This window comes from Streptomyces sp. NPDC028928 (assembly GCF_055564915.1).
The window spans coordinates 100,049-124,213 of record NZ_JBVHVI010000005.1 but is presented as its reverse complement, the minus strand read 5'-3'; the positions used below and the strand labels follow the sequence as shown (position 1 = coordinate 124,213).

30 protein-coding genes and 3 pseudogenes are annotated in these 24,165 nt (G+C 70.1%); 17 read left to right on the top strand and 16 right to left on the bottom strand.

Annotated elements, in window-relative coordinates; genetic code table 11:
- Window positions 1-53: 53 nt before the first annotated feature.
- Window positions 54-1,550 carry a PP2C family protein-serine/threonine phosphatase gene (locus ACZ4U1_RS14200; protein WP_467903124.1) on the bottom strand — a complete coding sequence of 499 codons (1,497 nt, stop codon included), beginning with the start codon at window positions 1,548-1,550 and terminating at the stop codon, window positions 54-56.
- A gap of 81 nt (window positions 1,551-1,631) precedes the next feature.
- On the opposite strand from ACZ4U1_RS14200, the gene ACZ4U1_RS14195 reads away from it, so the two are divergent.
- Window positions 1,632-1,817, top strand: a complete 186-nt coding sequence (locus ACZ4U1_RS14195) for a hypothetical protein (RefSeq protein WP_467903122.1) — start codon at window positions 1,632-1,634, stop codon at window positions 1,815-1,817.
- A gap of 26 nt (window positions 1,818-1,843) precedes the next feature.
- Here the strand turns inward: ACZ4U1_RS14195 and ACZ4U1_RS14190 are convergent, their stop codons facing one another.
- The 5 genes from ACZ4U1_RS14190 to ACZ4U1_RS14170 all read right to left on the bottom strand — a co-directional run bounded on the left by ACZ4U1_RS14190 (window position 1,844) and on the right by ACZ4U1_RS14170 (window position 5,775).
- Window positions 1,844-2,743, bottom strand: coding sequence for a SpoIIE family protein phosphatase (locus ACZ4U1_RS14190; RefSeq protein ID WP_467903120.1), 900 nt, complete (start codon window positions 2,741-2,743; stop codon window positions 1,844-1,846).
- A complete protein-coding gene (locus ACZ4U1_RS14185; RefSeq protein ID WP_467903119.1) occupies window positions 2,740-3,186 on the bottom strand; it encodes an ATP-binding protein in 447 nt (148 codons plus the stop codon). The genes ACZ4U1_RS14190 and ACZ4U1_RS14185 overlap by 4 nt, the downstream gene beginning before the upstream one ends.
- Window positions 3,186-3,593: an STAS domain-containing protein gene (locus ACZ4U1_RS14180; RefSeq protein WP_467903118.1), complete on the bottom strand. Its 408-nt coding sequence runs from the start codon at window positions 3,591-3,593 to the stop codon at window positions 3,186-3,188. Before ACZ4U1_RS14180 ends, ACZ4U1_RS14185 begins: the two co-directional genes overlap by 1 nt.
- Window positions 3,590-4,474 carry an STAS domain-containing protein gene (locus ACZ4U1_RS14175; protein ID WP_467903116.1) on the bottom strand — a complete coding sequence of 295 codons (885 nt, stop codon included), beginning with the start codon at window positions 4,472-4,474 and terminating at the stop codon, window positions 3,590-3,592. The genes ACZ4U1_RS14180 and ACZ4U1_RS14175 overlap by 4 nt, the downstream gene beginning before the upstream one ends.
- Before the next feature lie 140 nt (window positions 4,475-4,614).
- Window positions 4,615-5,775, bottom strand: a complete 1,161-nt coding sequence (locus tag ACZ4U1_RS14170; RefSeq protein ID WP_467903114.1) for a PP2C family protein-serine/threonine phosphatase — start codon at window positions 5,773-5,775, stop codon at window positions 4,615-4,617.
- 159 nt (window positions 5,776-5,934) lie between these two features.
- On the opposite strand from ACZ4U1_RS14170, the gene ACZ4U1_RS14165 reads away from it, so the two are divergent.
- The gene (locus tag ACZ4U1_RS14165) at window positions 5,935-6,420 is read left to right on the top strand and encodes a MarR family winged helix-turn-helix transcriptional regulator (RefSeq protein ID WP_467903113.1); all 486 of its coding nucleotides are present in this window, start codon (window positions 5,935-5,937) and stop codon (window positions 6,418-6,420) included.
- A gap of 447 nt (window positions 6,421-6,867) precedes the next feature.
- On the top strand, window positions 6,868-7,203 hold the full coding sequence (locus tag ACZ4U1_RS14160) for a hypothetical protein (protein WP_467903112.1): 336 nt from the start codon (window positions 6,868-6,870) through the stop codon (window positions 7,201-7,203).
- Between the two features lie 46 nt (window positions 7,204-7,249).
- On the opposite strand, the gene ACZ4U1_RS14155 is transcribed toward ACZ4U1_RS14160, so the two are convergent.
- From ACZ4U1_RS14155 to ACZ4U1_RS14135, 5 genes are all read right to left on the bottom strand, one after another.
- Window positions 7,250-7,708 (bottom strand): ATP-binding protein, encoded by a 459-nt coding sequence (locus tag ACZ4U1_RS14155; protein ID WP_467903110.1) that lies wholly within the window; start codon window positions 7,706-7,708, stop codon window positions 7,250-7,252.
- A 285-nt stretch (window positions 7,709-7,993) separates the two neighbouring features.
- A complete protein-coding gene (locus ACZ4U1_RS14150; RefSeq protein WP_467903109.1) occupies window positions 7,994-8,167 on the bottom strand; it encodes a hypothetical protein in 174 nt (57 codons plus the stop codon).
- Between the two features lie 89 nt (window positions 8,168-8,256).
- The gene (locus ACZ4U1_RS14145) at window positions 8,257-8,553 is read right to left on the bottom strand and encodes an Asp23/Gls24 family envelope stress response protein (RefSeq protein WP_467903108.1); all 297 of its coding nucleotides are present in this window, start codon (window positions 8,551-8,553) and stop codon (window positions 8,257-8,259) included.
- Window positions 8,554-8,618: 65 nt separating this feature from the next.
- Window positions 8,619-9,233, bottom strand: a complete 615-nt coding sequence (locus ACZ4U1_RS14140; RefSeq protein ID WP_467903106.1) for an Asp23/Gls24 family envelope stress response protein — start codon at window positions 9,231-9,233, stop codon at window positions 8,619-8,621.
- Complete coding sequence (locus ACZ4U1_RS14135; protein ID WP_467903104.1) at window positions 9,224-9,799, bottom strand: RNA polymerase sigma factor; 576 nt, start codon at window positions 9,797-9,799, stop codon at window positions 9,224-9,226. The genes ACZ4U1_RS14140 and ACZ4U1_RS14135 overlap by 10 nt, the downstream gene beginning before the upstream one ends.
- Window positions 9,800-10,166: 367 nt before the next feature.
- On the opposite strand from ACZ4U1_RS14135, the gene ACZ4U1_RS14130 reads away from it, so the two are divergent.
- Together ACZ4U1_RS14130 and ACZ4U1_RS14125 are read left to right on the top strand one after the other, a co-directional pair.
- Complete coding sequence (locus ACZ4U1_RS14130; protein ID WP_467903102.1) at window positions 10,167-10,328, top strand: hypothetical protein; 162 nt, start codon at window positions 10,167-10,169, stop codon at window positions 10,326-10,328.
- Window positions 10,325-10,732 carry an Asp23/Gls24 family envelope stress response protein gene (locus tag ACZ4U1_RS14125; RefSeq protein WP_467903100.1) on the top strand — a complete coding sequence of 136 codons (408 nt, stop codon included), beginning with the start codon at window positions 10,325-10,327 and terminating at the stop codon, window positions 10,730-10,732. The genes ACZ4U1_RS14130 and ACZ4U1_RS14125 overlap by 4 nt, the downstream gene beginning before the upstream one ends.
- A 46-nt stretch (window positions 10,733-10,778) precedes the next feature.
- Here the strand turns inward: ACZ4U1_RS14125 and ACZ4U1_RS14120 are convergent.
- Window positions 10,779-10,946: pseudogene (locus ACZ4U1_RS14120) on the bottom strand (cardiolipin synthase B); the annotation flags it as partial.
- 226 nt (window positions 10,947-11,172) lie between these two features.
- On the opposite strand from ACZ4U1_RS14120, the pseudogene ACZ4U1_RS14115 reads away from it, so the two are divergent.
- The 3 genes and pseudogenes from ACZ4U1_RS14115 to ACZ4U1_RS14105 all read left to right on the top strand — a co-directional run.
- A pseudogene (locus tag ACZ4U1_RS14115) lies at window positions 11,173-11,394 on the top strand (hypothetical protein); the annotation flags it as partial.
- Window positions 11,395-12,177 (top strand): phosphatase PAP2 family protein, encoded by a 783-nt coding sequence (locus ACZ4U1_RS14110; protein WP_467903099.1) that lies wholly within the window; start codon window positions 11,395-11,397, stop codon window positions 12,175-12,177. It begins immediately after the preceding pseudogene.
- A gap of 46 nt (window positions 12,178-12,223) precedes the next feature.
- Window positions 12,224-12,829, top strand: coding sequence for an ATP-binding protein (locus ACZ4U1_RS14105; RefSeq protein ID WP_467903517.1), 606 nt, complete (start codon window positions 12,224-12,226; stop codon window positions 12,827-12,829).
- 408 nt (window positions 12,830-13,237) lie between these two features.
- Here ACZ4U1_RS14105 and ACZ4U1_RS14100 read toward each other — a convergent pair whose 3' ends face one another.
- On the bottom strand, window positions 13,238-13,630 hold the full coding sequence (locus tag ACZ4U1_RS14100) for a DUF2267 domain-containing protein (RefSeq protein WP_467903097.1): 393 nt from the start codon (window positions 13,628-13,630) through the stop codon (window positions 13,238-13,240).
- 334 nt (window positions 13,631-13,964) lie between these two features.
- Here ACZ4U1_RS14100 and ACZ4U1_RS14095 point away from each other — a divergent pair, with 334 nt between their 5' ends.
- Both ACZ4U1_RS14095 and glgX read left to right on the top strand, forming a co-directional pair.
- Window positions 13,965-14,414, top strand: a complete 450-nt coding sequence (locus ACZ4U1_RS14095; protein WP_467903096.1) for a helix-turn-helix domain-containing protein — start codon at window positions 13,965-13,967, stop codon at window positions 14,412-14,414.
- 299 nt (window positions 14,415-14,713) lie between these two features.
- Window positions 14,714-16,855, top strand: a complete 2,142-nt coding sequence (gene glgX, locus ACZ4U1_RS14090; protein WP_467903094.1) for a glycogen debranching protein GlgX — start codon at window positions 14,714-14,716, stop codon at window positions 16,853-16,855.
- A 67-nt stretch (window positions 16,856-16,922) separates the two neighbouring features.
- On the opposite strand, the gene ACZ4U1_RS14085 is transcribed toward glgX, so the two are convergent.
- A complete protein-coding gene (locus ACZ4U1_RS14085; protein ID WP_467903092.1) occupies window positions 16,923-17,195 on the bottom strand; it encodes an XRE family transcriptional regulator in 273 nt (90 codons plus the stop codon).
- Window positions 17,196-17,434: 239 nt separating this feature from the next.
- Here ACZ4U1_RS14085 and ACZ4U1_RS14080 point away from each other — a divergent pair, with 239 nt between their 5' ends.
- The 7 genes from ACZ4U1_RS14080 to ACZ4U1_RS14050 all read left to right on the top strand — a co-directional run bounded on the left by ACZ4U1_RS14080 (window position 17,435) and on the right by ACZ4U1_RS14050 (window position 23,040).
- A complete protein-coding gene (locus ACZ4U1_RS14080; RefSeq protein ID WP_467903090.1) occupies window positions 17,435-18,700 on the top strand; it encodes a PP2C family protein-serine/threonine phosphatase in 1,266 nt (421 codons plus the stop codon).
- Window positions 18,697-20,340, top strand: a complete 1,644-nt coding sequence (locus tag ACZ4U1_RS14075) for a sensor histidine kinase (protein ID WP_467903088.1) — start codon at window positions 18,697-18,699, stop codon at window positions 20,338-20,340. The genes ACZ4U1_RS14080 and ACZ4U1_RS14075 overlap by 4 nt, the downstream gene beginning before the upstream one ends.
- Complete coding sequence (locus ACZ4U1_RS14070; protein ID WP_467903086.1) at window positions 20,337-20,792, top strand: response regulator; 456 nt, start codon at window positions 20,337-20,339, stop codon at window positions 20,790-20,792. Before ACZ4U1_RS14075 ends, ACZ4U1_RS14070 begins: the two co-directional genes overlap by 4 nt.
- Window positions 20,793-20,927: 135 nt before the next feature.
- On the top strand, window positions 20,928-21,074 hold the full coding sequence (locus ACZ4U1_RS14065) for a hypothetical protein (RefSeq protein WP_467903084.1): 147 nt from the start codon (window positions 20,928-20,930) through the stop codon (window positions 21,072-21,074).
- Window positions 21,071-21,676 (top strand): PRC-barrel domain-containing protein, encoded by a 606-nt coding sequence (locus ACZ4U1_RS14060; protein WP_467903082.1) that lies wholly within the window; start codon window positions 21,071-21,073, stop codon window positions 21,674-21,676. The genes ACZ4U1_RS14065 and ACZ4U1_RS14060 overlap by 4 nt, the downstream gene beginning before the upstream one ends.
- Complete coding sequence (locus ACZ4U1_RS14055) at window positions 21,673-22,125, top strand: PRC-barrel domain-containing protein (protein ID WP_467903081.1); 453 nt, start codon at window positions 21,673-21,675, stop codon at window positions 22,123-22,125. Before ACZ4U1_RS14060 ends, ACZ4U1_RS14055 begins: the two co-directional genes overlap by 4 nt.
- A gap of 315 nt (window positions 22,126-22,440) precedes the next feature.
- Window positions 22,441-23,040 carry a DUF6058 family natural product biosynthesis protein gene (locus ACZ4U1_RS14050; RefSeq protein WP_467903079.1) on the top strand — a complete coding sequence of 200 codons (600 nt, stop codon included), beginning with the start codon at window positions 22,441-22,443 and terminating at the stop codon, window positions 23,038-23,040.
- A 109-nt stretch (window positions 23,041-23,149) separates the two neighbouring features.
- Here the strand turns inward: ACZ4U1_RS14050 and ACZ4U1_RS14045 are convergent.
- Window positions 23,150-23,364, bottom strand: a pseudogene (locus ACZ4U1_RS14045) (L-threonylcarbamoyladenylate synthase); the annotation flags it as partial.
- A complete protein-coding gene (locus ACZ4U1_RS14040; protein WP_467903077.1) occupies window positions 23,364-24,011 on the bottom strand; it encodes a carbonic anhydrase in 648 nt (215 codons plus the stop codon). The gene ACZ4U1_RS14040 and the pseudogene ACZ4U1_RS14045, both read right to left, overlap by 1 nt.
- Window positions 24,012-24,165: the final 154 nt, after the last annotated feature.

The window sequence follows — 24,165 nt, the reverse complement described above, 5'->3', positions numbered from 1 at the left end:
GGGAGTAGTGATGTGCACTGTCCACGTTCCCTTTTGACCGATATGTACGCCTTTTAGTCGGTGGCCCTGCCACTCTCGTCGCTGATGGCGCCCAGGCGGTCTCCGGGCCCCACAGAGCCGGCCGGAGTCGTCGTAGGGGTTCGGCACAGCAGGAGGCAGACGTCGTCGTCGCGTTCGGACCCGTGCACCAGGGGCTTGAGCAGCGACTCGGCGCACGCGTCCAGGTCTTCCAAAGCGGGCTCGTCCAGTGCGGCCAGGGTCCGGCCGAGCAACGCGATGCCTGGGTCGATGCCGTGAGCGCGCCGCTCCACCAGGCCGTCGGTGTACAGGACGAGCGTCGAGCCGGGGGGCAGTTCGGCCGTGTGGTCCTCGTACTCGAACGGCAGGGGGACGCCCAGCATGACGCCGGGTTTGGCGTCCAGGACGCGCACGCTGCCGTCGGGGGTGCGGGCGACGGCAGGGGGGTGCCCGGCGGCGGCCCACACGACGTGGGGATCGCCGGGCCGGAAGCGGGCGATCGTGGCGGTCGCGTACAGATTCGGCTGCTGGTGGCGCAGCATGCGGTGCAGCCGGGTGAGGATCTGGGCGGGGCTGTCGCCCTCGACGGCGTAGGCCCGCAGGGCGGTGCGCAGCTGGCCCATGATGACGGCGGCGCGCAGCCCGTGTCCGGTGACGTCTCCTATGACCGCCAGCAGGCTGCCGTCGGGCTGGTGGAAGGCGTCGTACCAGTCGCCGCCGATGTTGAGTCCGCGGGTGGCGGGCAGGTAGCGGGCGGTGAGGCGCAGGCTGTCGGTGCTGGGCAGGTCGGTGAGCTGGGCGCGCTGCAGCGCCTCCGCGGTGTCCCGATGCTGTTCGTAGCGGCGGGCGTGGTCCAGGGCGATGGCGGTGCGGCGGGCCAGTTCGACCAGCATGACGCTGGTGTCCGCGTCGAAGTGGTCACCGGGCGCGGTCAGGGTCAGCACACCCAGGGTCCGGCGCACGGTGAGCGGGATGCTCAGAACCGGCCCGGTGGGGTCCGTCGCGGAGAGCGGGAGGTCGTCGGTCCAGGCCACGCCGCCTTGGCGTGGGCCGGCGTGCTGGGGACGGTCGGTGCGGGCGGCGGCGACCGCGGCGGCCGAGTGTGCGCCGTTCCCGGCCGCCTGTTCGTCTTCGCTGTCGAAGAGCCAGACGTCGACCTGACTGGCGTACTCGGGGATGAGCAGCTCGGGGAGGCGGCGCAGGATGTCCTCGTGGTCGAGGGACGCGGTCACGGCCGCGCTGGCGTCGGCGAGGAAGGTGAGCAGGCGCCGTGCCTTCTCCGCTTCGCCGCGTGCGGCTCGTTCGGCGTCGAGCAGGTCCCGCTGGGTGAGAGCGGCGGCGTCCAGTTCGGCGTGCAGCGCGAGTACGCCCTGGTTGGTCTGGTGCAGCTCCTCGCGGTGGAGGCGGAGCAGCCTTTCCACCTCGTCCAGCCTGCTCAGAACCGCTGCGTTCGCCTCGTCCACCGCGAGCATGGCCGTAGCGGGATCGGCGGCGTCGTCCAGGACGGCCAAGTCGGACAGGTCCTCTGTCACGGGGCCGGGACAGGCGAGAGCGAGCCGCCAAGGCGGCGTCCGGTCAGGGGTCGGCGGAGTGGGTCGTACGACAGCCCGTACGTGCCCGATCCCGTCCGGCGCGGGTTGCCGGACGGTGAGGGTGAGCTCGGCACCGCCGTGATCAAGACACTGGCGCAGATGCCTCGTGAGCGCCGTGAGAAATCGGGCCCGTTCGACCTCGGGCGCGCCCAGGGCGGCCGTGAGACGCGCCGCGACGGCCCGGGCGTGGGCGGCCTCGGCGGCTGAGGTGATCTTCCGGACGTCAGGCGGGATCATGGGCGCCGGCCCGTGGAGTCGTGGGCCAGGACGAGCACACTGCCCGGCCTCCAGGGCGCGCGCCGTACGGGTACGGTCGCCGGGAACCTGGCCCCGGCGATCCCGGGGTGGGAGACGAGGTGCTCCCCTGAGCCGGTGGTGTGCAGCCGGGCGCCGATATTCCCGACGCCGGCGAAGGTGAGTTCCGCGCTGTCGGTGTTCGGCTGGGCCACGGCGACGGCCGCCCCACGGGTGGGGCGCAGCGCGGAGTGCGTCCGGCGCAGGATCTCGGCGGGTGGCGGGTGCGCGGAGCGGTGCAGTTCCTCGACTGCGGCACTGGACGCGTGAGCGGCCTTGGCGCCGTGGCCGAGGCCGTCGGCGAGCACCGGAGTCGGGCGGGGGCCCGCGTGCGTCCGACTCCAGGCGTCTGCGGAGTGCTCGGCCTGGCCGAGCGGGACGTCGATCCCGCCTGCCTGCAAGACCGACCGGGTCTTCTGCTTGCCGGCGTCCTGATCGATGCGGGCCACCGCGACGGTGCCGCGGTGGGTGCTGTACAGGTCGAACACGCTGGATACGCGCGGGCACGTCCCGAGCCCCGCGCCGAGCGACGCCTCGCTGGTGGTGTAGCCGTCCCGGATCGCCGCGTCGCCATCGCGCATACCGGGGCCGTGGTCGAGAGCGGGGAGCTGCACCGCCCGAGAGCGGGTCTCCCCTCGGAAGCGGTCGACGAGTTGGATCACCATGCGACCGCCGTCGGCGTGTTCGAGCAGGTTGCTCGCCGGCTCGGTGGAGACCAGGGCGGCGACCTCGGTGCGGTGCGGGCCGGGACAGGCCAGGAGGCTTGCCGCCTCGGCCGCCACCCGGACGTCTCGTACGCGGGTGGAGTCGTGCACCGGGATGTCCCGGACGCGTGTCATCGCGACCCCGAACGCGCCACGGGTACGCCTGCGGTCCAGGCGGTGACGGTGACGGTGGTACCCCGGCCCGGTTCGGTATCGATCACTAGCTCGTTCACGAGGCGTCTGCTACCGCTCAGCCCGAGGCCCAGGCCGCCGCCGCTGGTGTAGCCGTCGGTCAGGGCCAGCTCGACATCACGAATCCCAGGACCGCTGTCGATGAACGACAGCCGCAGCCCGCGGACCGCCCCCTGGGCCAGCGGCGTGATCTCCACGTGCCCGCCACCGCCGTGGACCAGGGTGTTGCGGGCCAGTTCGCTGGCCGCCGTGACCAGTTTCGTCTGCTGCACCAGGCCGAAGCCGAGGCCGGAGGCGGACTGGCGCACTTGCTGACGTACCCATGCCAGGTCCGCGTCCGAGCCGATCGGCAGGCTGGTCGCCAAGACGGGGTCGGAGGCCGGCATCACGTGCCCCTCTCGCGTCCGCCCGAACCGTCCGGCGCGGCCGTGAGCAGTTCCAGTGCGCGGTCGACATCGAGCGCGGTGGTCGGTCCGGGGAGGGTGAGGCCCAGCTCGGCCAGGGTGACGGCCGCAGCGGGGCGCATGCCCGCGACCACGGTACGGGCCGCCGGCAGACGGGCGTTCGCGGAGATCTCGGCGGGGATCCGCCCCAGGAACGAGTCGACGATCTCCACGCCGGAGATGTCGATGACGACGTCGGTCGCCCCGCTGTCGGCGATGCGCTGGGTGATGTCCTGCTGGAGCTGCTCGGCCATACCGTCGTGCAGGCCCCCCTGCAGGCTGACCCGCAGGGTCTCCCCCAGCGCGAGGACCGGCACCGCGGTCGCGCGGCCCGGCAGAGGAGTGGTCACCGGATGCTCGTGCGCCGGGACACTTCGATGCCCTGCTGAGTGAGGGCGTAGGCCAGGGCGTCGGCCAGCGAGGACCGGGTGAGCACGGAACCGAGGTCGATGCCGAGTTGGACGATGGTCTGCGCGATGGCCGGGCGGATACCGGAAACGATGCACTCGGCGCCCATCAGCCGCGCGGCAGCCACCGTCTTCATCAAGTGCTGCGCGACGAGCGAGTCGACCGTGGGCACACCGGTGATGTCCAGGATGGCGTACCGGGCACGCTGGTCGACTATGCCCTCCAGCAGGGACTCCATGACGACCTGGCTGCGGGCACTGTCCAGCGTGCCGATCAGCGGAACGGCGACAATGCCCTCCCACAGGTTGATCACCGGGGTGGCCACTTCGAGCAGCTGCTGCCGCTGCCGCGCGATCAGCTCCTCGCCCGAGCTGAGCGCCGCCTGCATCACCACCAGCCGCAGAGTGCCCATCAAGGCCGTCAGTGCCAGAACGCTCTCGGCCGCCTCGGGCACCGCGGCTTCTGAGAACTCCGCCCGCAGCAGTTCGGTGACCGGCGGGCGCAGGGCGGCGACCTCGTCCGCGATCTGGGCCGGACTCGACCCTGTGCGGGTCCGCGAGGCGGACATGCGCCCGAGCTGGTCACGGACGGTGCCGAAACCGGAGGCCGAGAGGTCCTCCAGCCGCCCGGAGGACGCCACGTCGGACAGCGCGTCCACGACGGCCTTGCACGCCTCCACCGCCTCGTCGCGCGACACGGTGAAGACCGTCCGGAAGAGCGGCGCATCGGCCCAGCGCTGAGCGATCTGCTCCCGGCGGCGCTCCAGGAACGCTCCTAGCCGGCGCGCCGTCGACACGACCGCCTCTTGTTCCGACACGCGCATCGCCCCTCTGCACCGGGCCCAGAGGGCATGGCGTCCACACTTACCAAGAGGCGATTATTGCCTCACGGCAAACGTTAGCGCCGGGAGCGTATGCGAACAACACGGGATCGCCATCTGTCGAGGGGAATTGCGCGATCAGGTCAGCGTCCGTGCCAGTCGAGGCAGACCACGAGAGCGTCGTCGTCGGGGGTGGGTCGGCCACGATGCCCGGTCAGTTCCCGCAGGATGGCGCGCGGCACCTCGGCGGCCGGGAGCAGTCGAGTGGACTGGATCGCCCGGGCGAGCGCCACATCGCCGTATGCTTCCCCCTTGGGATCGGCGACCGCGTACACCCCGTCGCTGACGAAGATCAGGCGGTCACCGGGCTCGACATGGAACTCCTGGGCCACGTAGTCGGTCTCCTCGAACATGCCCAGCGGAAGCTGGGCCTCGAAGGCGACGCGTTCCACCGTGCCGCCGCGTAGCCGCAGCATCTGCGGCGAGCCGGCGTCCACAACCTTGGCCCGGCCCGTCGCGAGGTCGAAGTCGAACATCAGCACCGACAGATAACTGTGCCCCCGGTAGTGGGCATACACGGCCTGGTCGGCCAGGGCCGCTTGGTCGTCGATGGCGATCCCGGCCCGCCGAGCGTTGCGCAGGGCGTTGATGGCCAGGTTCGTCAGCAGGGAGGCCTCTATGCCTTCGCCCATGCCGTTGGTGACGTACAGCATCAGATGGTCCGCCGTGGCGGACCAGTCGAAGTTGTCACCGAAGATCGCGTACGCCGGCTCCAGTTGCGCACCCAGCTCGTACTCGGGGCGGGAGCAGGAGCGGCCGGGCAGCAGCTGCCACTGCATCTCGGCGGCCAGCGTGAGACGGTCCTTGCGCCGTGCCTGCAGGTAGATGTCGGTGTCCCGCTCGGCGACGACCACCTCGTGACCGAGCACCTCCGCGACATCGGCGAGTTCGCCCAGCACGCCTTGCGCCCCGTCCTCACCCCTCAGGGTCACGGACAGCACACCGAGCCGGTCCCCGCGCACACTGACCGGGAGGTGCACGCGCACGCGGCCCTCGCCTTTGGGTTCGACGACCGACTCCTGGGCACCGAAGGCCCGGCCCGCGACACTGTTGTGCACGGACACCGGATCCATGGTGTGTGGCAGCACCGATACCGGCTGGAGCACGGTCAGGCCGTAGTCGGCCATGAACAGCTCCACGGACTCCGCGGCGTACTGCTCGACCAGCACACGACGGACAGCGTCGAGCAACTCGTGGGGTGCCGCCGTACGCAAGGCGCGCTCGGCGGCCACAAATCTGTTCACGATGGTAAATACACCAATCTTTTGGCGGACACTTACCGACCTCGCCCACGTGACGAGGTCGCACGATTCAGCCGCGCCAAGCCGTACGAGCCGTCCAAAGCCTCTCTAGCCGCTGCGGGCGCCTAGTAGGCTGACGGCCGTCCCAGTGCCTGCGAGAGTGTGACAGTGGCTGTTTTCCGCCCCCGCCCGGAACCCGTCGAGGTCGCCCGTGTGACCGCGACGGCCGGAGAGTTGCTGGAAGTCCTGTGGGGCCGAGCCTCCACCGCGCCGGCGTCCGCGTCCCAGATGCGGGTGCTGCTCACCTTGGAGCACCAGGACGGTATCAACCTGCGCACACTCAGTGACGCCCTCGCCTCCACGCCGCCGTCCACCAGCCGGTTGTGCGACCGCCTGGTCGCCGCCGGCTTCGTCGAGCGCGTGGTCAGCGCGGCCAACCGACGCGAAGTGCGGCTGCACCTCAGCGCCCGGGGCCGCGCCTTCCTGGACGACCTCCGCGCGCGCCGGGAGCAGGAAGTGCAGGCGGTACTGGCCCTCATGCCCGCTGCCAAGCGCACGGCACTGCTGGAGGGGCTGGAGGCGTTCTGCCGCGCGGCGGCGCTGCAGATACACGACAACGCCCAGCAGTCGGACGACCAGACCGCCTGACCGCTGGGCCACACCACCGGACTCCCCGACCCTGCGGGGCGTCGGTGGCCAGCACACGGAGCATCCTCCGCCCACCGGAACATTCCACATCCTTCCCCGCACAGCACGACACGGCTACTTTCTTGCCCTGAGGCTATAGTTGTCAAACGACAACAGACGCCTTGAGGGCCCTTCCTGGCTTCGGATACCCCGAGATCGCCTCCACTCGACTGTGGGCCACGCCTCGAAGGTCCGAAGCACCTGGTCGGCGGCTCTGAGGAGTTCGCTCTCATGTCCTTCGCCATGGGGGTAGCGGCCGAGCAAGGCGACCGACGGTGGAGCGTGCCGGGGCCCGTCCGCCTGTCCGGAGCCGGTTCACGCGGGACCGTGGGGTGCGGGGAGGTGAGCGGTCCCCGCGGATACGCTGAAGCGCGACGTCAGGGCTGATGAGTACGGAGGGTGGCACGGATGGAACGTGACCATGGGAGCGGTGGTGACGCCGAGACGGTCGGCGCGCGCCGGCGGTCGGAGGTCCTGTCCGCCCTCGACGCCGTGACCGGTGACCAGGCAGCGGAAGCAGCCCACATCAGTGCCGGAAAGGCGGCGGCCTACGAGTGGGCGCTCGGCCGGGCCGAGAGTTCCCCCGTCACCGCCCGGGGCGGTCGGGGTGTGCCTGACCTGGTCGTACTGACCGCCGAACTGGACGCGGTGACTGTCCAGTTGGAGGCCACGAACACCGACTACCTGCGCGGGCTGCGCGCTGCCCTGACCTGGCTGTGCGGATACGAAGGCGAACCGGGCTGACCAGGCCTGACCGACCCCCGGCGCCTCGCCCGGAGACCGGTGCGAGTCACCTGGGAACCAGGGCGCAGATGGCCTTGCCGTTGGGGACCAGCACCACGGTGACGTTCCTGGCCAGACGACGGATCATGGGCCAGCCGAAACCACCGAAGCGTCCGCTGAAGTCCGGGGTACGCGGGCGGGGCGGACCGGGGTCCGAGTCCAGGACTGTCACCTCGACCGCGTCCGGCCGCGCGTCGAGGCTCAGCACGCAGGTCGTGCCTTGGGCGTGCCGCACCGCGTTGGTCACCAGTTCCGTGACGACGAGATCCACGTCTTCGGCGGCCCGGTCGTCGACCGGAGGAGTGAGCTGGCGAACGAACCGCCGGCAGACCCGGCGCGCTCTCGCGGGAGCGTCAGAGCCGTTGCCGAGTACCAGCCTCCGGGGAGCGCTGGCGCCTTCTCTCTCACCGGGGTCGATCACTGTTCCTCCCTCGAGCAGCAGGGAAGGGCCAACCGAACCGATCATGGACACCGCACACCGCACGGGGAGCGGGGGGCCCGCTCCCCGCCGGCGCGCATCCGGGTCGTCCCGGGCAGACTCGGCGCGCGGACCACCCTGGCTGCTTTCCGAACCGGAGCGGTCGCCTGGCCCAGTACCCACGGCAGGAGGCTGAACACGCGATACGTTCAACCCTTGGGGGTACAGGGCGACGCCGATCCCGCAGTGACCGTGCCGTGGAAGACGTACGCCCTCTTGTCGTAGCGCGTCGCCCCGGACCGGGACGTCGTCCGGGCGCGTTCAGGGCCGGAATCAGCGCTGGAGGCCGCCCTTCGCCGTTTCCTTGAGAGCGCGAGCCTTTCCCCGCGCCTCCAGTGCGGCGCCTTTGGCTTCCGTTTCCCTGTTGCCGAGCGCGTGGGCGACTTTTCGCACGGCCTTACCGACAGCCTGCTCGGCCTTGGCCTTCGCTTTCTCTCCGGCAGTCATGTCTCTCCCTTCATGGCTCTCACTCAATCGCCTGCCCTCGGCCTCGGGCCGGAAACAGGGGCGCGGCGGGGGGTGCGCCTCCTCCAGAGTCACCGTGGGGTGTGGGTGATGATGCGGGTCACGGTGACGGTAATGGTGACGGGTTCCACCTGGTTGCGTTCGGTGAGGTAGGTGAGGACAGCGCTTCTCACTCTGGAACGGATGTTGCGAGCGACATCCAGCGCTCGGTGACCTTCGGACAGGAGGCAGCGCACCTCTATGTGCCAGCCGGTGCCGTCTGCTGTGCGGTCGGCGCGGACGCCCGTATCGGGCGCAGAGTGTCTGCCGGCGGTTTCCGCCCAGGCGTGTGCGAGGCGGTGGGCGAGGCCGCAGTGCAGGCCGACCACGCCTGGAGTCATGACAGCGGCGTCCGCCGCGGCCCTGCGGAGGGCGGGGAGGTCGGGTGAGGTCATCAGGCACCGCCGGGTTCGGTGGGCAGGATGTCGATCACGGTGAGGTCGACGTCCGTGACCGCCATGCCGAGCGTGTGGTCCGCCGCCGTGATGACCGATCGGCGGACCTCGTCGGCCGTGACGGGCATCGGTGGGTCGAACGCTGCGGCAAGGGTCATGGTCACGTGCACCCCGGTGCCGCTGTCCTGGGACGAGAGGCGGCAGCTCATGGCCTTTGCCCCGGGTACCGTGTCGGCGGCCTGGCGCAGCACCTTGGCGGCGGCGCTCTCGGCGATCCGCAGATCCAGTGCGGGGTCGTTCAGCGGGAGCATGCGCCCAAGCCGGACTTCCGACCGGACGATGGCCATGACCCGGTCGGCGACGGCGTTCATCCCGGTCGGCTGCTGCTCGCGCAACGCCTGTGTGGCCGCGTCGAGTGCGGCCAGCCCCTCGGCGGCCTCGCGGCAGTGCGCACAGGAAGCAGTGTGCGGATCCGCCTCCGGTGCGGCATCGCGCGCCTGTTCCCAGACGTGACTGAGAAGTCGGCCGCAGGGCAGGACCTCGTCACCGGTGAGCGATGCCAGGACGGGCACACGGGCGGCGGGGCTCTGCGGCTCCTGGTCCTCTAGCGCCATGGCGCCATCGCCTCCTTCAGGGACCGGCGTGCTCGAAACAGCCTGCCGCGCACGGTTTCCTCGCTCACGCCTGTCATCTGTGCGATGTCGGTGTAGGAGAAGCCGTGCACCTCCCGGAGGATCCAGCACACTCGTTGATCGGCGTTGAGCTTGCCCAGCGAGTCGGCCAGGGCGGCCAGGGCGGCATGCCCTTCGGCCGTCCGGCTGGGCGAGCTGCAGGCTTCCTGTGCGGCGGGTTCGGCCACCGCGTCCAGTGGCAGGGGAAGACGGGTGCGGCGCCGGGCGTTCAGGCACCGGTTGACAGTGATCCGGTAGATCCAGGTGGTGAACGCGGCGCCGTGACGGAATTCCGGCAACCGTCGCCACGCACTGACGAAGGCGTCCTGAACGGCCTCTTCAGCGTCTTGCGGGTTGCCGAGCATATGGGTGGCCAGGAGGAGGAGACTGCGGCTGTGGCGCCGTACGAGCAGAGCGAAAGCGTCCTCGTCGCCCTCGGAGGCGCGCATCGTGAGCAGGGCGTCCGAGAGCCGAAGGTCCGGAGGGGTGCATCCGGTCTGTACTGCCATCGTCCGCTCCCAGCGGAGTCACCCTCACCATGCTATGGGACATAGGCCACAAAGCGGGTGTGATGGTTGGGCGGCGTTGGTGTCTAACCGTTGAGAGGTGTCATTTCCAAACCTCAAGGCCGATCGAGGCGAGGGCCATGACGGACACCACCAACCGGAACAGCATCGGCCAGGAGGGTCTGGCCGGCGTGGCCGGTGTGACGCCGTCTCGGTCAGTGTGGTGGCCAAGATCGTTGGCACGTCCACCCGCGAAGTGCCGGGCGGCCCGAGGAAGAGGCAGCGGCAGAAGAAGGTCGCGTGCGCTGAACACCGACGGTCATCGCCCGTTCCGACCACGGCGCGGGCGCGCGAGGCAGGTGAGTGAGTGATGGACACAGCGATCGCAGGCATGGCAGCCGGCATGGCACTCGGCTTCGCCGGCTACTTCGGTGGCTTCTGGGTGTTTCTCCTGGTCGCCGTCCTGGGCGGAGTGGGGCTGCTGATCGGCCTCGTCGCGAAGGGCGACATCGACCTGCGGCGGCAGCGGTGAGCACAGCGGCGGGCGGCACCCGCCACCCCACGCCCGAATCGCCGGCGCGGACCGAGCGGCTTCCGGCGCCCCGTGAACGGGGTGCCACCGTCATCCCCGACCGGGTCGTGGCCCGCATCGCCGCCCGCGTGGCCCGCACGGCTCAGGAGCAGCGGGCGGCTCTGCCACCGGACCGCCGTGCCACCGAGCCCTCCGCGTCAGCCGTCACGCGCGGGGGATCGGTACGCCTGGGACTGGGCCTGGACCTGCCCTACCCCGCCGACCTCGCGGGCCTCTCGCAGGGCATCCAGCGTGACGTCGCCGAGCGGGTGACCCACCTGACCGGACTGAACGTCGACGAGGTCACGGTGACCATACGGCGGCTGGTGCCCAAAGGCGGCCTGGGCCAAGGACGCGTCCAGTGATCCGGCGCTGGCTCCAAGAGGAACCGTAGACGCGGGTGTCGCGCCAACGGATGGCTCCGAGCATGGCGGGGAAGATCTCGTCGCCGTCGCGCAGGGGGCGGAGTTCGTTGCCCTCGGTGGCGGCCACGCCGATGAGCCGCTCCAGGCGACGGCACAGCCGCTGCCTGTGTGCCGCTGCGTCGGGTGCGGCATCACGGGCGGGGGCCGCCGGTATGCCGTCGAGTCCGGATGCAGACGCGCTCCCTGCGCTCCCGACGCTCAGTGACCCGGGCGGGGCCTGCCTTGCTCCGGGCATGAGCGGGCAAACGGTGGTGAGCCGGAGGAGGAGCCTCAGGCCGACCATCGCCGCGAGACGTTGATCAGGGGGACGGATGCCGGCCACCGTATCGGGAAGACCTGGAGGTTCCCGAGACCCGTGAGCACCGCCCGGCACACCGAGCTCGCCGAGCCGCTGGCAACCCGGCTACACCTGCCTGGACTCCGGAGCTGCCGTGTACCTGGTGCTGTGGATGGCGCTCACCTGGCTGCTGAGCCTCTACCTGAGCCTCAGCGACTCGTTCGACACCCTCTTCGCCCTGTTCCTGGGCCTGTCCTTCGCCGCCCGGTTGGAAGCTGCGCGTGGCCGGCGACCCGGTCCTGTCCGAGAAGATCCGGAGGTCTGAATGAGCACGCTGGTCACCCTGCGACAGCTGCGCGAACGTCGCCGGCAGGCCGACCGCCGGTTCGGCGCACGACTGTTCGCCTCGGCTCTCGTCGCCGCCGTGAGCGCGGTCCCCTTCGGGCTGCTGCTGATCCTGGTCGAAGGCAGGTGGAGGCCCTTGCGGCAGTTGGACATGGGCGCCGCACAGCGCCTGCACGAGGTCGCCCTCGACCACCCGGCGTGGACGAGCGCACTGCGCCTGCTGTCCGACGGGGTCTGGGACCCCCTCACGCTGCGTGCGGCCGTCGTGGTGCTGACCGTCTGGCTGCTGTACCGCAGGGCGTGGCGTCTGGCAGCCTGGGCGGCGGTGACCGCCGTGGCCGGCGGGCTCGTCGGCCTGCTGGTCAAGACCGTGGTGGAGCGCGCCAGGCCCGGCCTGCAGGACCCGGTGGCGCATGCGCCCGGATACGCCTTCCCGTCCGGCCACGCCATGACGGCCACCACGTCCTTCGGCATCTTCCTGCTGGTGCTTCTGCCGCTGATACCGAGGGCCTGGCGGGTTGGGTGCTGGTGCGTCGCCGTGTTGTCCGTGCTCGGCGTCGGTTTCACCAGGGTCGCCCTCGGCGTGCACTGGTGCAGCGACGTTCTGGGCGGCTGGCTCCTGGGTCTCGCCGTCGTCGCCGTCACCGCCTGGACCTTCGAGGCCTGGCGGGCCGAGGCCGGCCGGGGCCGCACCAGGGTGACCGAGGGCCTGGAACCGGAACTCACCGAAGACGCGCCCGAACCGGACCCTTGGCACCGATAGGTGATTCCCGGCGGTCACGGGGCGTCGTCGCGAGCCTGAGGCGTTGGTGATCCGCTTCCCTGGGCCGGCCGCGTACGTCAACTGCGGTACGTCCCGGGTGGACATCGTCCGCCGACCGGGTTGCGAGGGTCTGGCGGAGGGAATGGGCCGTACCAAGGAACGTGCCGCTCTTGCCATCCCCGGCCCGGCGCCTGGCACTCAGTGCGTCGCCATCCTCTACGGAGGGGAAGTGAGCACCATGCGTGCGTACCGGCGCGCCCGACGGCGTACCGCACGCGTCGAATACCACCTGCCGTGTGCGGACCACTCGGCCTGTTGTGCGCGGCGGCTGACCCAGGAGTTCCTCATCCGCGAGGGAGCCGAGCATGCGGCCGATATGGACGATGCCGTGCTGGTGGCCTCCGAGCTGGTGGCCAACGCCACGCGGCACGGACGTAGTTCCTGCCGGCTGAGGTTGTCGGTGGATGACGCCGACGAACTCACGATCGAGGTGCATGACGACAGTCCCCGTCGGCCCTGTCTGCGGGGGCCGTCCATGTCCGCGGAGAGCGGACGCGGCATCGCGCTGGTGAGGACGGTGTCCCGCCGACTGTCGGTGGTGAGTGATTCCGGCGGTGGCAAGACGGTACGCGCGGTGCTGTCGGCGGCGTGACCGCGGTACGGGCAACCGTCTCGGCGCCGTGCTCGGTCAACACCCTCCACAGCATCCCCCGCCAGGGCGTCCGTATGGCCCGAGGATCCGGACAGGCGCAGGCCCGCATTCTGCGCCGGGCCCGCCCCGTCCAGGTGAACGTGAACGGGCATCCATGGCCGATGTGACTCCTCTTCGCCGGAAACGGCGTGTACCGCCCCACGACGGACGATCCCTCCGGTCGCTCCCTTGTACGGGGTCTTTCTCGCCGCGGGCTGCAGGATGGCATCAGCCACGTCCAAGAGCGACAGCCCGTCGCACGCACTGACTGCCCGCGTGTACCGGCCGCCGGCGATGGCTCGGCAACAACGGCAGAGCGGCTCTTCCGCACCGCATCCGCCTCCTGGTTGGGCGGGAGCAGGAGGCCTCTCAGGCCGGGTCCGTGCGACCGAAGAAGCCGGCGTGGCCCGGCGGGAGCTGCGTCAGAATCCGGCGCAGCAAGCCGTCGTCGGCCGTGTCGGCCAACGTGCTGAGCACCGCGACCACGGCACGCCGGGCGTCCACCGCACCGATGGTGTCCTTCGCTGCCACCGCCTCGACGAAGGCCGAAGGCGTGAGAGGCTCGCTGGCCGGTTCCGCCTCGGCCAACCATGGAGCGAACTGCGACGGCAGCAGCGTCGCCAGATCGGTACGGTCGTCCCCGACCAGGTGCGAGCCCAGTACCGGCAGCACGATCCGCACCGCGTGGGCCGCCTCCTCCTGTTGTACGTACCCTCCGCGTTCACGCACCCGGTCAAGCAGAACTTCCGCCGGCCTGTCCATCCCTGCTCCTTCCGACGTCTGCCGAGGATCTTTGGTCCGGGGCGATTCCCGGGATGGAATTCCTTTACCCGGGCTTCCCGTCGGCACTCAATTCGCCACCCGTTCCGGCCAATTAACGGAGTGAATCCGCGTTTCTTTTCCGACCGGACCGCCCCCGGTTCGAGAGGTCAAGGGCCGCTCGAACCGGGGACCTCGTCACCTGAATGACCGATGATGCCGTCACGTCATTCGCCCTCCGTCCCAGCTCACAGCCTTTTCGAACGTAAAGGCGGGGCTGATGCCTCTGCGGGTGGGTAAGTGCGTGTACTCAACGGCATGAAGGAAGGGGAAACCCATGTCAGTGGAACCCGAATATGCCGAAGCCAATGCGGCGGCGGAACTCGTCGCCGCGTCGATGATCAGGTTGTGGCAGCGGGCCCATCAGGAGGTCGCCCCTTCGGTTTCCGAGGAGCAGATGCGCGGTCTGCTCGCCCTGGGCGGCGAGCCGGCCCATCCCGGCCGGATCGCCGGCGACCTCGGCGTCAGCCCCTCGTTCGCGGCGGAACTGCTCGAGCGGCTGGAGCAACGCACGCTGGTGCGCCGCCTTCCGACGGGCGAGTACTGCATCACCGGCGCCGGAAACTGCGTGCTCGAAGCGACGCGTCAACGCCGCAGGCAACTTCTGGAACAGGCACTGGTGGCGGCCGCTCCCCCGGACCGCCCGGTTCTGCGGGACGCGTTCAACCAGCTGTACGGGCTGGTGAGCCCCTTGGCCCGGGTGCCTCGCAGCCGCTCGCCGCTCTGAACAACCGTGGGCTGACCTGCGGGCAACAGCCCGAGCGCACTGAATCAGCTGCTGCCCGCAGGTCCACGCTTGCGCTGGAGAGCGGCCCCCGCCAGTCACGCGCGTCCTTTGGACGTACGCCGCGCCATGGCCGGTCCGGACTGCCCCGGCCCGCATGCGGCCCCGCCTGGGACAGCGCCGCTTCCTCGCGCGGCTCGCCGGGGCCGGTCCGGCGTAAGGGCATGCTCACTGATGACACGGGCACAAGGGAACGGACGGGTGCGGGCTGCCCACCATCCGTACCGGGGAGGCGCGTGGTCATGCGGATATGGCAGGAAAGTACCGAGGTAGGCCCGCGACCGGGACACATGTCGCCGTTGGGCGCCGCCTACGACGGCGCCGGGACCAACTTCGCCGTGTTCTCCGAAGCGGCGGAGCTCGTGGAGCTGTGTCTCTTCGATGAGGACGGCACCGAGGACCGGGTCGCGCTGAGAGAGGTCGACGGCTTCGTCCACCACATCTACCTGCCGGACGTCGGCCCGGGCCGGCGTTACGGGTTCCGGGTGCACGGACCGTACCGGCCCGAGCGTGGTGAGCGGTGCAACCCGAACAAGCTGCTGCTCGACCCGTACGCCAAGGCGATCGAGGGCGAGGTCGAGTGGAGCGAGGCGCTGTTCCCCTACCACTTCGGCGACCCCGGCCGACGCAACGACCTGGACTCCGCCCCGTACGCGCCGAAGTCGGTGGTGGTGAACCCCTTCTTCGACTGGGGCAGTGACCATCCGCCGCGCACTCCCTATCACGAGACGGTCATCTACGAGGCGCATGTGAAGGGCATGACGAAGACTCACCCGGCGATACCGGAAGCGATGCGCGGCACGTACGCCGCGCTTGCGCACCCGGCCATGGTGGACTACTTCGTCAGGCTGGGCGTCACCGCGGTGGAACTGATGCCGGTCCACCAGTTCGTGCAGGACCACGCGCTGACGCAGAAGGGACTGTCGAACTACTGGGGGTACAACACGATCGGCTTCTTCGCCCCGCACAACGCCTACTGCTCGGCGGGGCAGCGGGGTGAGCAGGTGCAGGAGTTCCGCTCGATGGTCAAGGCCCTGCACGAGGCGGGGATCGAGGTCATCCTCGACGTGGTCTACAACCACACGGCCGAGGGCAACCACCTCGGTCCGGTGCTGTCGCTGCGCGGGCTGGACAACGCGGCGTACTACCGCCTGTCCGAGGAGGATCCGCGCTTCTACTGGGACACCACCGGCACGGGCAACAGCCTGCGGATGAACCACCCGCACACCCTGCAGTTGATCATGGACTCGCTGCGCTACTGGGTGACCGAGATGCACGTCGACGGCTTCCGCTTCGACCTGGCGGCCACCCTGGCCCGCCAGTTCCACGAGGTCGACCGCCTGTCGTCGTTCTTCGACCTCGTCCAGCAGGACCCGGTCATCTCCCAGGTGAAACTCATCGCCGAGCCATGGGACGTCGGCGACGGCGGCTACCAGGTCGGCAACTTCCCGCCGCTGTGGACCGAGTGGAACGGCAAATACCGCGACACCGTACGTGACTTCTGGCGGGGCGAGGGCGGCACACTCGGCGAGTTCGCATCCCGGCTCACCGGCTCCTCCGACCTGTACCAGAACGACGGCCGCCGACCCTACGCATCGGTCAACTTCGTCACCGCGCACGACGGCTTCACCCTGCGCGACCTGGTCTCGTACGACAGCAAGCACAACGAGGCCAACGGCGAGGACAACCGCGACGGTGAGAACCACAACCGCTCCTGGAACTGCGGCGTGGAGGGCCTCACCCACGATCGCGGCATCCTCGCCCTGCGGGCCCGTCAGCAGCGCAACCTCCTCGCCACCCTGCTGCTCTCCCAGGGTGTGCCCATGCTGCTGCACGGTGACGAACTGGGCCGTAGCCAGCACGGCAACAACAACGCCTACTGCCAGGACAACGAACTGACCTGGATCGACTGGGCGCACGTCAGCGAAGGAAGCGAGCTGGTCGACTTCACGCGCAAGCTGATCGCCCTGCGCCGCGACCACCCGGTCTTCCGCCGGCGGCGGTTCTTCAAGGGGCGCGCTTCTCACGACGGCCGCACTGACATGAAGGACATCGCCTGGTTCACCCCCGCCGGGCGCGAGATGACCGAGACCGACTGGGACACCGGCTTCGCCAGGTCCCTGATGGTCCACCTCAACGGCAAGGCCATCACGGAACCGGACCTGCGGGGCCTGCGCGTGGAGGACGACTCGTTCCTCCTCCTCTTCAACGCCCACAGCCAAGCCCTCACGTTCACCGTTCCCGAAGGCCTCGGCCCCTGGTGGGCGGTGGAGGTGGACACGGCCATCCCCTACACCAAGTACCGACCCCTGATCAAAGCCGGCAGCGAGGTGGAGATCGAAGCCCGCTCCATGCTCGTGCTCCGCGACCACCAGGACGAGTGACCCCCCGCCCGCCACAAGCTCCGGCCACCGTTGCCGTGACCGGAAACGAACACCCCCTGGCCGGGCCTCAATCAGCGCTTCGAAGGCGCAGGGCCGGCTGGCGGCCGCCGCCTGCCGTGTCCCGGGCGCCTGCCGCCGCCAACACCTCCGTAGCCGGCAGGGACAGCATGACCGCGAGTGCGGCCAGCTCTTCTTCGGTAGGCCGCACGGGCCCCTTCGCGCCGTCCTCCGCGAACGCCTTGACGCGCGGCGTCCGGATGCCGGTGCGAGCGGCGACCGACTCGGCCGACAGGTGCTTGCGGCTCATGGCCTTCTGGATAAGTCGTGCAAGTGCGTCCATCTACGGCTCCTCAGCACCCCCGCTGGTTTCTCCCGGTAACCGGCCGCCTACCCTGAGTCCCCGACTCGACACATGTGCGTCCCGCAATGACACGAGCGATCCGCCCGAGCCGAAACAGGCCGACGACGAGATCTTCGGCGGACACGCTGCACGGCTGCCCAGTACTCTTCGGTCGTTGCCATACGGCAACCGGGCTTCCAGGAGCTCAGCGGAGGCGATCGAAGGGGAAGCAGAGACGGATGCTCCCAACACAGCAGGGGCCTGTCGGCGTGCAAAGCGCTCGTGGCGCGTCCACGGTGGAGCAGGCGACCTCGGCCAGGCAGGAGCCCTTGGTCCTCTTGATCGAGGATGACGAGGCGGACGCCCTGCTGGTGGAGGAACTGGTCGCCGACTGTTCTCCCGGTATGCGCCTGTCCTGGGTACGTTCCCTGGCCGAAGCCCGCGGGTCACTGGCCACGACGACGCCGGACTGCGTGTTGCTGGACCTCCACCTGCCCGACTCCCACGGGCTGGACGGTGTGGCCCGGGTACGGCAGTGCGCGGACGTCGCGGTGGTGGTGCTGACGGGGCTGGCCGAGGAGGGCGCCGGGCTGGCGGCGGTCGCCGCAGGGGCGCAGGACTACCTGGTCAAGGGGCGCGTCGATCCGGAGCTGTTCGGCCGAGCTGTCGGATACGCCATCCAGCGCAAGCAGGCCGAGCAGGCTGCCGCAGCCCTGCAGGCCGGGCAGTTGCGGGCCGAGGAGAACGCGCGCCTGGAACGCGGTCTGCTGCCCACCCCGCTGCTCCGCGAGGCGCACGGCCTGGACGTGGTCGCCCGGTACCTGCCCGGCCGGGAACAGGCGTTGTTGGGCGGCGACTTCTACGACGTGGTGCAGACTCCGGACGGCACCGTACACGTCCTGATCGGGGATGTGTCAGGACACGGCCCGGACGAGGCAGCTCTCGGCGTGGGCCTGCGGATCGCCTGGCGCACATTGGTGGTCAGCGGCACGACCGGTGCGCGGCAGCTGGGCACGCTTCAGGACATCCTGGTCGCCGAACGCACCGGGGAGCAGATTTTCGCCACCCTCACCAGCATGGAGTTGCTGCCGGACCGGCGTTCGGCGCGGGTCATGCGTGCCGGTCACCCCGGAATGCTGTTGCGCAGTGGCAACAGCGTGGAGTGGGTGGAGGTGGCAGGCGGGCCGGCCCTGGGGCTGCTGCCCGACGCGCTGGCCCACTGGCCGGCCCAGGAACTCCGGTTGCCCGCCGACGCCGGCATCGTCCTGTTCACCGACGGCCTGTTCGAGGGGCGGACCGGCCCAGGTCATGAGCGGCTGGGTGAGGAGGGCCTGCTGGAGTTGGCCCGCTCGGCGGCGGCGCTGCCGCCGGAGGCGTTCGTAGACGCACTCATCGGCAGCGCGGAGCACTTGTCCGAGGCCCATGGCGGCCTGACGGACGACGTCGCCGTACTGCACCTGCGATGGAACCGACAGCCTGAGACGACCGAGGAATCGAGAACATGACAGCGCCTGCCCATCCGCCCAAGGCACACCGCCGCAGCAGGATCACTGTGCAGGGCTGGTTCCACGTGGCTCTCGCGGTCATGATCGCGCTGGTGGTCACCGGATCGGTGATCGGTGCAGAGCTGCTCGCCCGCACCGCGCATGTCTCGGACGAACTGGTCGAGCAGATACAGCCGGCCCACGCCGAGGCCTACCGGCTGCAGGCCGCGCTGCTGAACCAGGAGACGGGTGCGCGTGGCTACGCCATCGGGGCCGATCCCCAGTTCCTCACGCCGTACACGGACGGCAAGCGGGCCGAGCGGGCATCCGCCGACCGGTTGCGCACGCTGATCGGCGACCGACCGACCTTGCGCGGAGACCTGGACGCCATCGAGCGTGCGGCGGCCGGCTGGCGCCGCTCCTACGCGGAGCCTCTCGTCGCGGGCGTCACACCGGGCAAGCCCCGCCCGGTGGACAGGACCGCGACCGAGCGGGGCAAGAAGGCCTTCGACCGCATCCGCGCCCTCTTCACCGCCCAGCTCGACGACCTGGCCCAGGCCCGTGAACAGGGGAAGAGCCAGCTGGCACACGTCCGTACCGTACGGAACTGGGTGCTGGCCGGTATGGTGGCCGCGTTCCTCCTGACCGGGCTCGCCCTAGCCGTACTGGTGCACACCATGGTCGTCCGCCCGCTCGACACCCTGCGCATCGGGTCCCGTCGCGTGGCGGAAGGGGAGTTCGGGCACCGCATCAGTGTGGGCGGCCCCTCTGACATCGAGGCCATGGGCCGTACCGTCGAAGCGATGCGGCAGCGCCTGGTAGCCGAACTGGACTCCTCCCGCGCCCAGCAGGAGGCCCTGGCCCGCCAGGCGTCGGACCTGGACGACCAGGCGGTGGAGCTGCGCCGGTCCAACGCCGAGCTGGAGCAGTTCGCCTACGTCGCCTCCCATGACCTGCAGGAGCCGCTGCGCAAGGTGGCCTCCTTCTGCCAGCTGCTGGAGAAGCGGTTCGGGGACCAGTTGGACGACCGCGGCAAGCAGTACATCGCGTTCGCCGTGGACGGCGCCAAACGCATGCAGATCCTGATCAACGACCTGCTCACCTTCTCCCGCGTCGGCCGCCTCAACGACGCTCACGTGCCCGTGCCCCTGGACCGGAGCCTGGACAAGGCGCTCGACAATCTCGCCGCCGGGGTGGAAGAGACCGGGGCCCGGATCGAGCGGCCCGAGCAGCTGCCCGAAGTCGTGGGCGACCCCACGCTGTTGGTCATGCTCTGGCAGAACCTGCTGGGAAACGCGGTCAAGTTCCGTCATCCGGACCGCACCCCCGAGGTCCTCGTCACCTGCGAACCGGATCCCGACGCCGACACGCCGGGGTGGCTGTTGTGCGTGAGCGACAACGGCATCGGCATCCCCGAGGAGTTCGCTGAGAAGGTCTTCGTCATCTTCCAGCGTCTGCACGGCCGGGACGCCTACTCGGGCACCGGAATCGGCCTGGCCCTGTGCAAGAAGATCATCGAGTTCCACGGCGGCCGCATCTGGATCGACACCGCGTACACCGGTGGCACCCGCTTCTGCTTCACCCTCCCCGCCGGCCCGGCCGCCCGCGCCGGTGACCATGAGGTACCTGTCAGCACGCCCCTGGAAGGAAGCCCGGCATGACCGCGCCCGTAGAGCCGATCGAAGTCCTGCTCGTCGAGGACGACCCCGGTGACGAACTCATGACCCGGGAGGCCTTCGAGGACAACAAGATCGGCAACACCTTGCACGTCGTACGCGACGGCGAGGAAGCCCTCGACTTCCTCTACCGCAGGGGTGCCCACGGCCAGGCGCCGCGACCCGACCTCATTCTCCTCGACCTCAACCTGCCCAAGTACGACGGTCGTCAGGTCCTCGAACGCATCAAGTCCGACGACGACCTCGCGCACATCCCGGTGGTCGTCCTGACGACGTCCTCCGCGGAGGAGGACATCCTGCGCAGCTACAAGCTGCACGCCAACGCCTACGTCACCAAGCCCGTCGACCTCGACCAGTTCATCGCCGCCGTACGCCAGATCGACGAGTTTTTCGTGACCGTCGTACGCCTGCCCCGGCAGGGCCACCCCCAGAGCTGACCTGATCCCCCACCGGCTCCAACCCCTTGGCGCACCGAAAGGCGTGTGATGCCCGGACCGCGGGCATGCGGATAGCCCAGGGTCGCGCCGGACAAGGTGACGGCCCCGGCAGCGACGGTAGCGAGGAGGTCGGTGATGGAGTGGTGGGGCTGGGTGGTCGCCCTGGTCGCGGTGGTGGTACTGCTCACCGCGGCAACCTTGGTGGTCCAGGCGAGGCGCCGTGGCGGCACGGTGATCGCGGTACGTGCGGCCCGCCAGTCCGGTCGGGAGGGATCGCAGTGAGCACCCTCATGCTCGCCTCGGAACTGACCAAGCGGGTGGTCGTGACGCTGGGCGGCGAGGCCGTCGCCCAGATCAGGGACACCGTCTTCGACGCTCGGGCGGGCCGGATCACGGGCTTCACCCTGAGCGGGCGGGGCCTGTTGTCCGGTCCGCTCAAGGAGAGCCTGCCGTTCTCGGGAGTGCACGCCATCGGACCGTCCGCCGTGATGATTCGCAGTGAGGCGGTCATGGAGAAGCGGGACAGGATCGTGGGGGCCGGCGAAGCCGAACAGGGCGAGGTCATCGGCGCACCCGTCCTCGCCGACCAGGGGACCGAGGTGGGCACGGTCCTGGATGTCGTGATCGAGGCCGGCACCAGCGGACGGGTCGTCGGCTTCGAAATCGCCGCCAACGAAAACCTCGATGCCCAGAAGCGGAAGGCGTTCATCCCGCGCGGAGAGACACTGGCCGTCTCGGGACGGGCCCTGGTCGTCCCCGCACACGCCCGCCACTTCATCGCCGACGACCTGCCCAGCTTCAGTGCCCAGGTCGAGGCCTTCCGTGCGCACGCCGCGCAGTCGCACGCGGGCACGCCCACGACCGGAGAGGGGGGCGCGGCATGATGCTGTTCACCCAGGCCCAGGGGCTACCGGTGATCACCGCCGAAGAGGCCGAACCGCTGGGACGAGTGGAAGGCCTGACCATCGACCCCCACACCAGGGTGGTCGCCTGCCTACGCCTGTCCGGTGCCCCGAAACACGCCACGACCATCGCCTGGAACGCGATCGAAGCGGTGGGACGAGACGCCGTCATCGTGCGCTCCCGCGCTGCCGCCGATTCCGGCCGGAGCACCTTCCCCGCCCATCACGAGGCCATCGGGCACCGGGTCCTGACGGAACACGGCACCGCGCACGGCACCGTCAAGGACATCGCCTTCGACAACACGACCGGGCACATCCGCACGCTGTACACGGCGCTCGGCGAGATCTCCGCGGACCGCCTCCTCGGTCTCGGTTCCTACGCGGTGGTGGTAGGCGCAGAACCCGACGGGAGTCAGGAGCTGCGGGAGTGAGCCGGGTCGTCGCCTCCGTTGACGCGGACGTGTCGCCGTTGACGCTCCCGCGTTAGGGATCCAGCAGGCGCAAACCTGCCGACGGTCCCCCGCATCACCGGCGGATGGGGGGACCGCGCGATCCGCCGACCGGCGGACCGTGGGACGCTCCAGGGCGGTCATGGCCTCGACCAAGCCCTGGGGCCTCCCGCCACCTCACTGGAGGGGATGCCCTCCCCGCACGTCGATGGTTCGGTGAGTGCCGAACCGTCCGGCCGGTAGCGTGCCGAGTCCTGTGCGGGAGAGGCCCGCCCTGGTGACGCCGGAGGCAACCCGATGCCGGAGACGGACCTGAAGCAGCGGCTCGCCGAGCGGTTCCGCGAAGTCAACGGCGACCATCCGATGTCCGATGCCGATGACGTGTACGTCAGCGCGCAGTTCGTCGCCCTGGAGGAACTCTGCACCGTCCATGGCCGCGACGCTGATGAGGTCCGCCGGCTGATGCTGGGCCGACGTCTGCCGCTCCCGGGATACCTACGGTCCGACGGTGCCGAGATGGTGCCGTCCGACCTGTTCACTCACGCCGACGAAGCCGGCGGCGTAGAACTGCTCGAAGCGTGGTTCACCGCTCACTGGGCCGACCCGGTCACCGGGAAGGCGGAGTGGAATGCGTATCTCAGCGGGCAGTACGTGTGTCTGCACTCGGTGACCCCGGCCACCATTCAGCGCAAGGATTACCTGACGACCGCGATCAGTGCCGCCGCGAACGACCCTCATGCCGGTTCAGCACAGTGGTCTGAGCGGCTGCACGCTCTTGTCGACGAGCTCGACAGGCTGGAACCGGCGTTCACGGCCTACGACCGTCTTCGGTTCGGCGGGCCCACGTCCCGGGACACCTGCATCGACGCCATGCGCGCCCGCTTCCCGCGCCCGTGACCCGGAGCGTGGCCCTTCTCCTCGGGGTACCACCGCGGCATCAGGATGCTCGGAGAGCTTCCCGCCGACGGCGGACGGGGTGTCCGGTGAGGGCGAGCAGTTCCAGCGCGAGGGCGTGGGCCGGCAAGTCGCGGCCTCGGCCCTTGGCCCGGACAATCGGCTGACGGCCTCGGCGTCGAAAGCGTCGACGCCGAGGCCGTACACCGTGTCGGTGGGCAGCACCACGAGTTCGCCGCGGTACACGGCCGCTGCGGCCGCGCGGAGCCCGGCCGCGCGTTGTCCGGGGCGGGAGCTGTACGTGTCGCTGCCCGGTGCGCGGTGGATCAGGACAGGACGGGAGCGGGAGCTGGTACGTCGACGCCGCGTGCCGCGACCAGGCGGGCGCTTCCGTCGGTCAGCCGGTAGCACAGGCCGACCACGGCGGTCTGGCCGGCGGCGACGCGCTCGGCCAGGACCCGGGAGCGGTCCAGGAGGAGGTCCACGGTGTGGCGTACGTGTTCTTCGAGGATCGCGTCGGCGTCGCGGTGTCCGGCCGCACGGGCAGCCAGGACGCTGGGGGTGACGCGTTCGACGACGTCGCGGACGTAACCGGACGGGGTCGTGCCGTCGTCCAGGGCCGCGCAGGTCGCCGCGACCGCCCCGCACGAGTCGTGGCCCAGTACGACGACGAGCGGCGCCTCCAGCAGGGCGGCACCGTATTCGATGCTGCCCAGGACCTCCGGACCCATGACGTGGCCGGCGGTGCGGACCACGAAGAGGTCACCGAGGCCGCGGTCGAAGATGATCTCGGCGGCCAGTCGCGAGTCGGAACAGCCGAAGAGGACCGCGAACGGTCGCTGGGCCGGGGCGATCTCCGTACGGCGCGCGGCGTCCTGGTTGGGGTGCTCGGAGGTACCGGAGACGAAGCGCCGGTTGCCCTCCAGCAGCAGGTCGAGGGCTTCCCGGATGGTGGGTATGGTGGCGTCAGTCATGGCCGTAGATTAAGTCGACGCCTTCGCGCCCGCACCGGAGGGTCCCGTCCACCGCGCTGCCTCGTGCGCGACTGGCCGCTCGCTTATCGGGCGAAACCACCCATTCGGATGACTGCGGTGGGTCCTTGCCCCTGCCGGCGGCGCTGCGGAGTCG

Bases quoted from the DNA above. Each gene is read 5' to 3' on its own strand.
- ACZ4U1_RS14190 (WP_467903120.1), bottom strand. From the start codon at position 2,743: ATGACACGCGTCCGGGACATCCCGGTGCACGACTCCACCCGCGTACGA.
- ACZ4U1_RS14185 (WP_467903119.1), bottom strand. From the start codon at position 3,186: ATGCCGGCCTCCGACCCCGTCTTGGCGACCAGCCTGCCGATCGGCTCG.
- ACZ4U1_RS14175 (WP_467903116.1), bottom strand. From the start codon at position 4,474: ATGCGCGTGTCGGAACAAGAGGCGGTCGTGTCGACGGCGCGCCGGCTA.
- ACZ4U1_RS14160 (WP_467903112.1), top strand. From the start codon at position 6,868: ATGGAACGTGACCATGGGAGCGGTGGTGACGCCGAGACGGTCGGCGCG.
- ACZ4U1_RS14155 (WP_467903110.1), bottom strand. From the start codon at position 7,708: ATGATCGGTTCGGTTGGCCCTTCCCTGCTGCTCGAGGGAGGAACAGTG.
- ACZ4U1_RS14150 (WP_467903109.1), bottom strand. From the start codon at position 8,167: ATGACTGCCGGAGAGAAAGCGAAGGCCAAGGCCGAGCAGGCTGTCGGT.
- ACZ4U1_RS14140 (WP_467903106.1), bottom strand. From the start codon at position 9,233: ATGGCGCTAGAGGACCAGGAGCCGCAGAGCCCCGCCGCCCGTGTGCCC.
- ACZ4U1_RS14135 (WP_467903104.1), bottom strand. From the start codon at position 9,799: ATGGCAGTACAGACCGGATGCACCCCTCCGGACCTTCGGCTCTCGGAC.
- ACZ4U1_RS14130 (WP_467903102.1), top strand. From the start codon at position 10,167: ATGGACACAGCGATCGCAGGCATGGCAGCCGGCATGGCACTCGGCTTC.
- ACZ4U1_RS14110 (WP_467903099.1), top strand. From the start codon at position 11,395: ATGAGCACGCTGGTCACCCTGCGACAGCTGCGCGAACGTCGCCGGCAG.
- ACZ4U1_RS14100 (WP_467903097.1), bottom strand. From the start codon at position 13,630: ATGGACAGGCCGGCGGAAGTTCTGCTTGACCGGGTGCGTGAACGCGGA.
- ACZ4U1_RS14095 (WP_467903096.1), top strand. From the start codon at position 13,965: ATGTCAGTGGAACCCGAATATGCCGAAGCCAATGCGGCGGCGGAACTC.
- glgX (WP_467903094.1), top strand. From the start codon at position 14,714: ATGCGGATATGGCAGGAAAGTACCGAGGTAGGCCCGCGACCGGGACAC.
- ACZ4U1_RS14085 (WP_467903092.1), bottom strand. From the start codon at position 17,195: ATGGACGCACTTGCACGACTTATCCAGAAGGCCATGAGCCGCAAGCAC.
- ACZ4U1_RS14080 (WP_467903090.1), top strand. From the start codon at position 17,435: ATGCTCCCAACACAGCAGGGGCCTGTCGGCGTGCAAAGCGCTCGTGGC.
- ACZ4U1_RS14075 (WP_467903088.1), top strand. From the start codon at position 18,697: ATGACAGCGCCTGCCCATCCGCCCAAGGCACACCGCCGCAGCAGGATC.
- ACZ4U1_RS14070 (WP_467903086.1), top strand. From the start codon at position 20,337: ATGACCGCGCCCGTAGAGCCGATCGAAGTCCTGCTCGTCGAGGACGAC.
- ACZ4U1_RS14065 (WP_467903084.1), top strand. From the start codon at position 20,928: ATGGAGTGGTGGGGCTGGGTGGTCGCCCTGGTCGCGGTGGTGGTACTG.
- ACZ4U1_RS14055 (WP_467903081.1), top strand. From the start codon at position 21,673: ATGATGCTGTTCACCCAGGCCCAGGGGCTACCGGTGATCACCGCCGAA.
- ACZ4U1_RS14050 (WP_467903079.1), top strand. From the start codon at position 22,441: ATGCCGGAGACGGACCTGAAGCAGCGGCTCGCCGAGCGGTTCCGCGAA.
- ACZ4U1_RS14040 (WP_467903077.1), bottom strand. From the start codon at position 24,011: ATGACTGACGCCACCATACCCACCATCCGGGAAGCCCTCGACCTGCTG.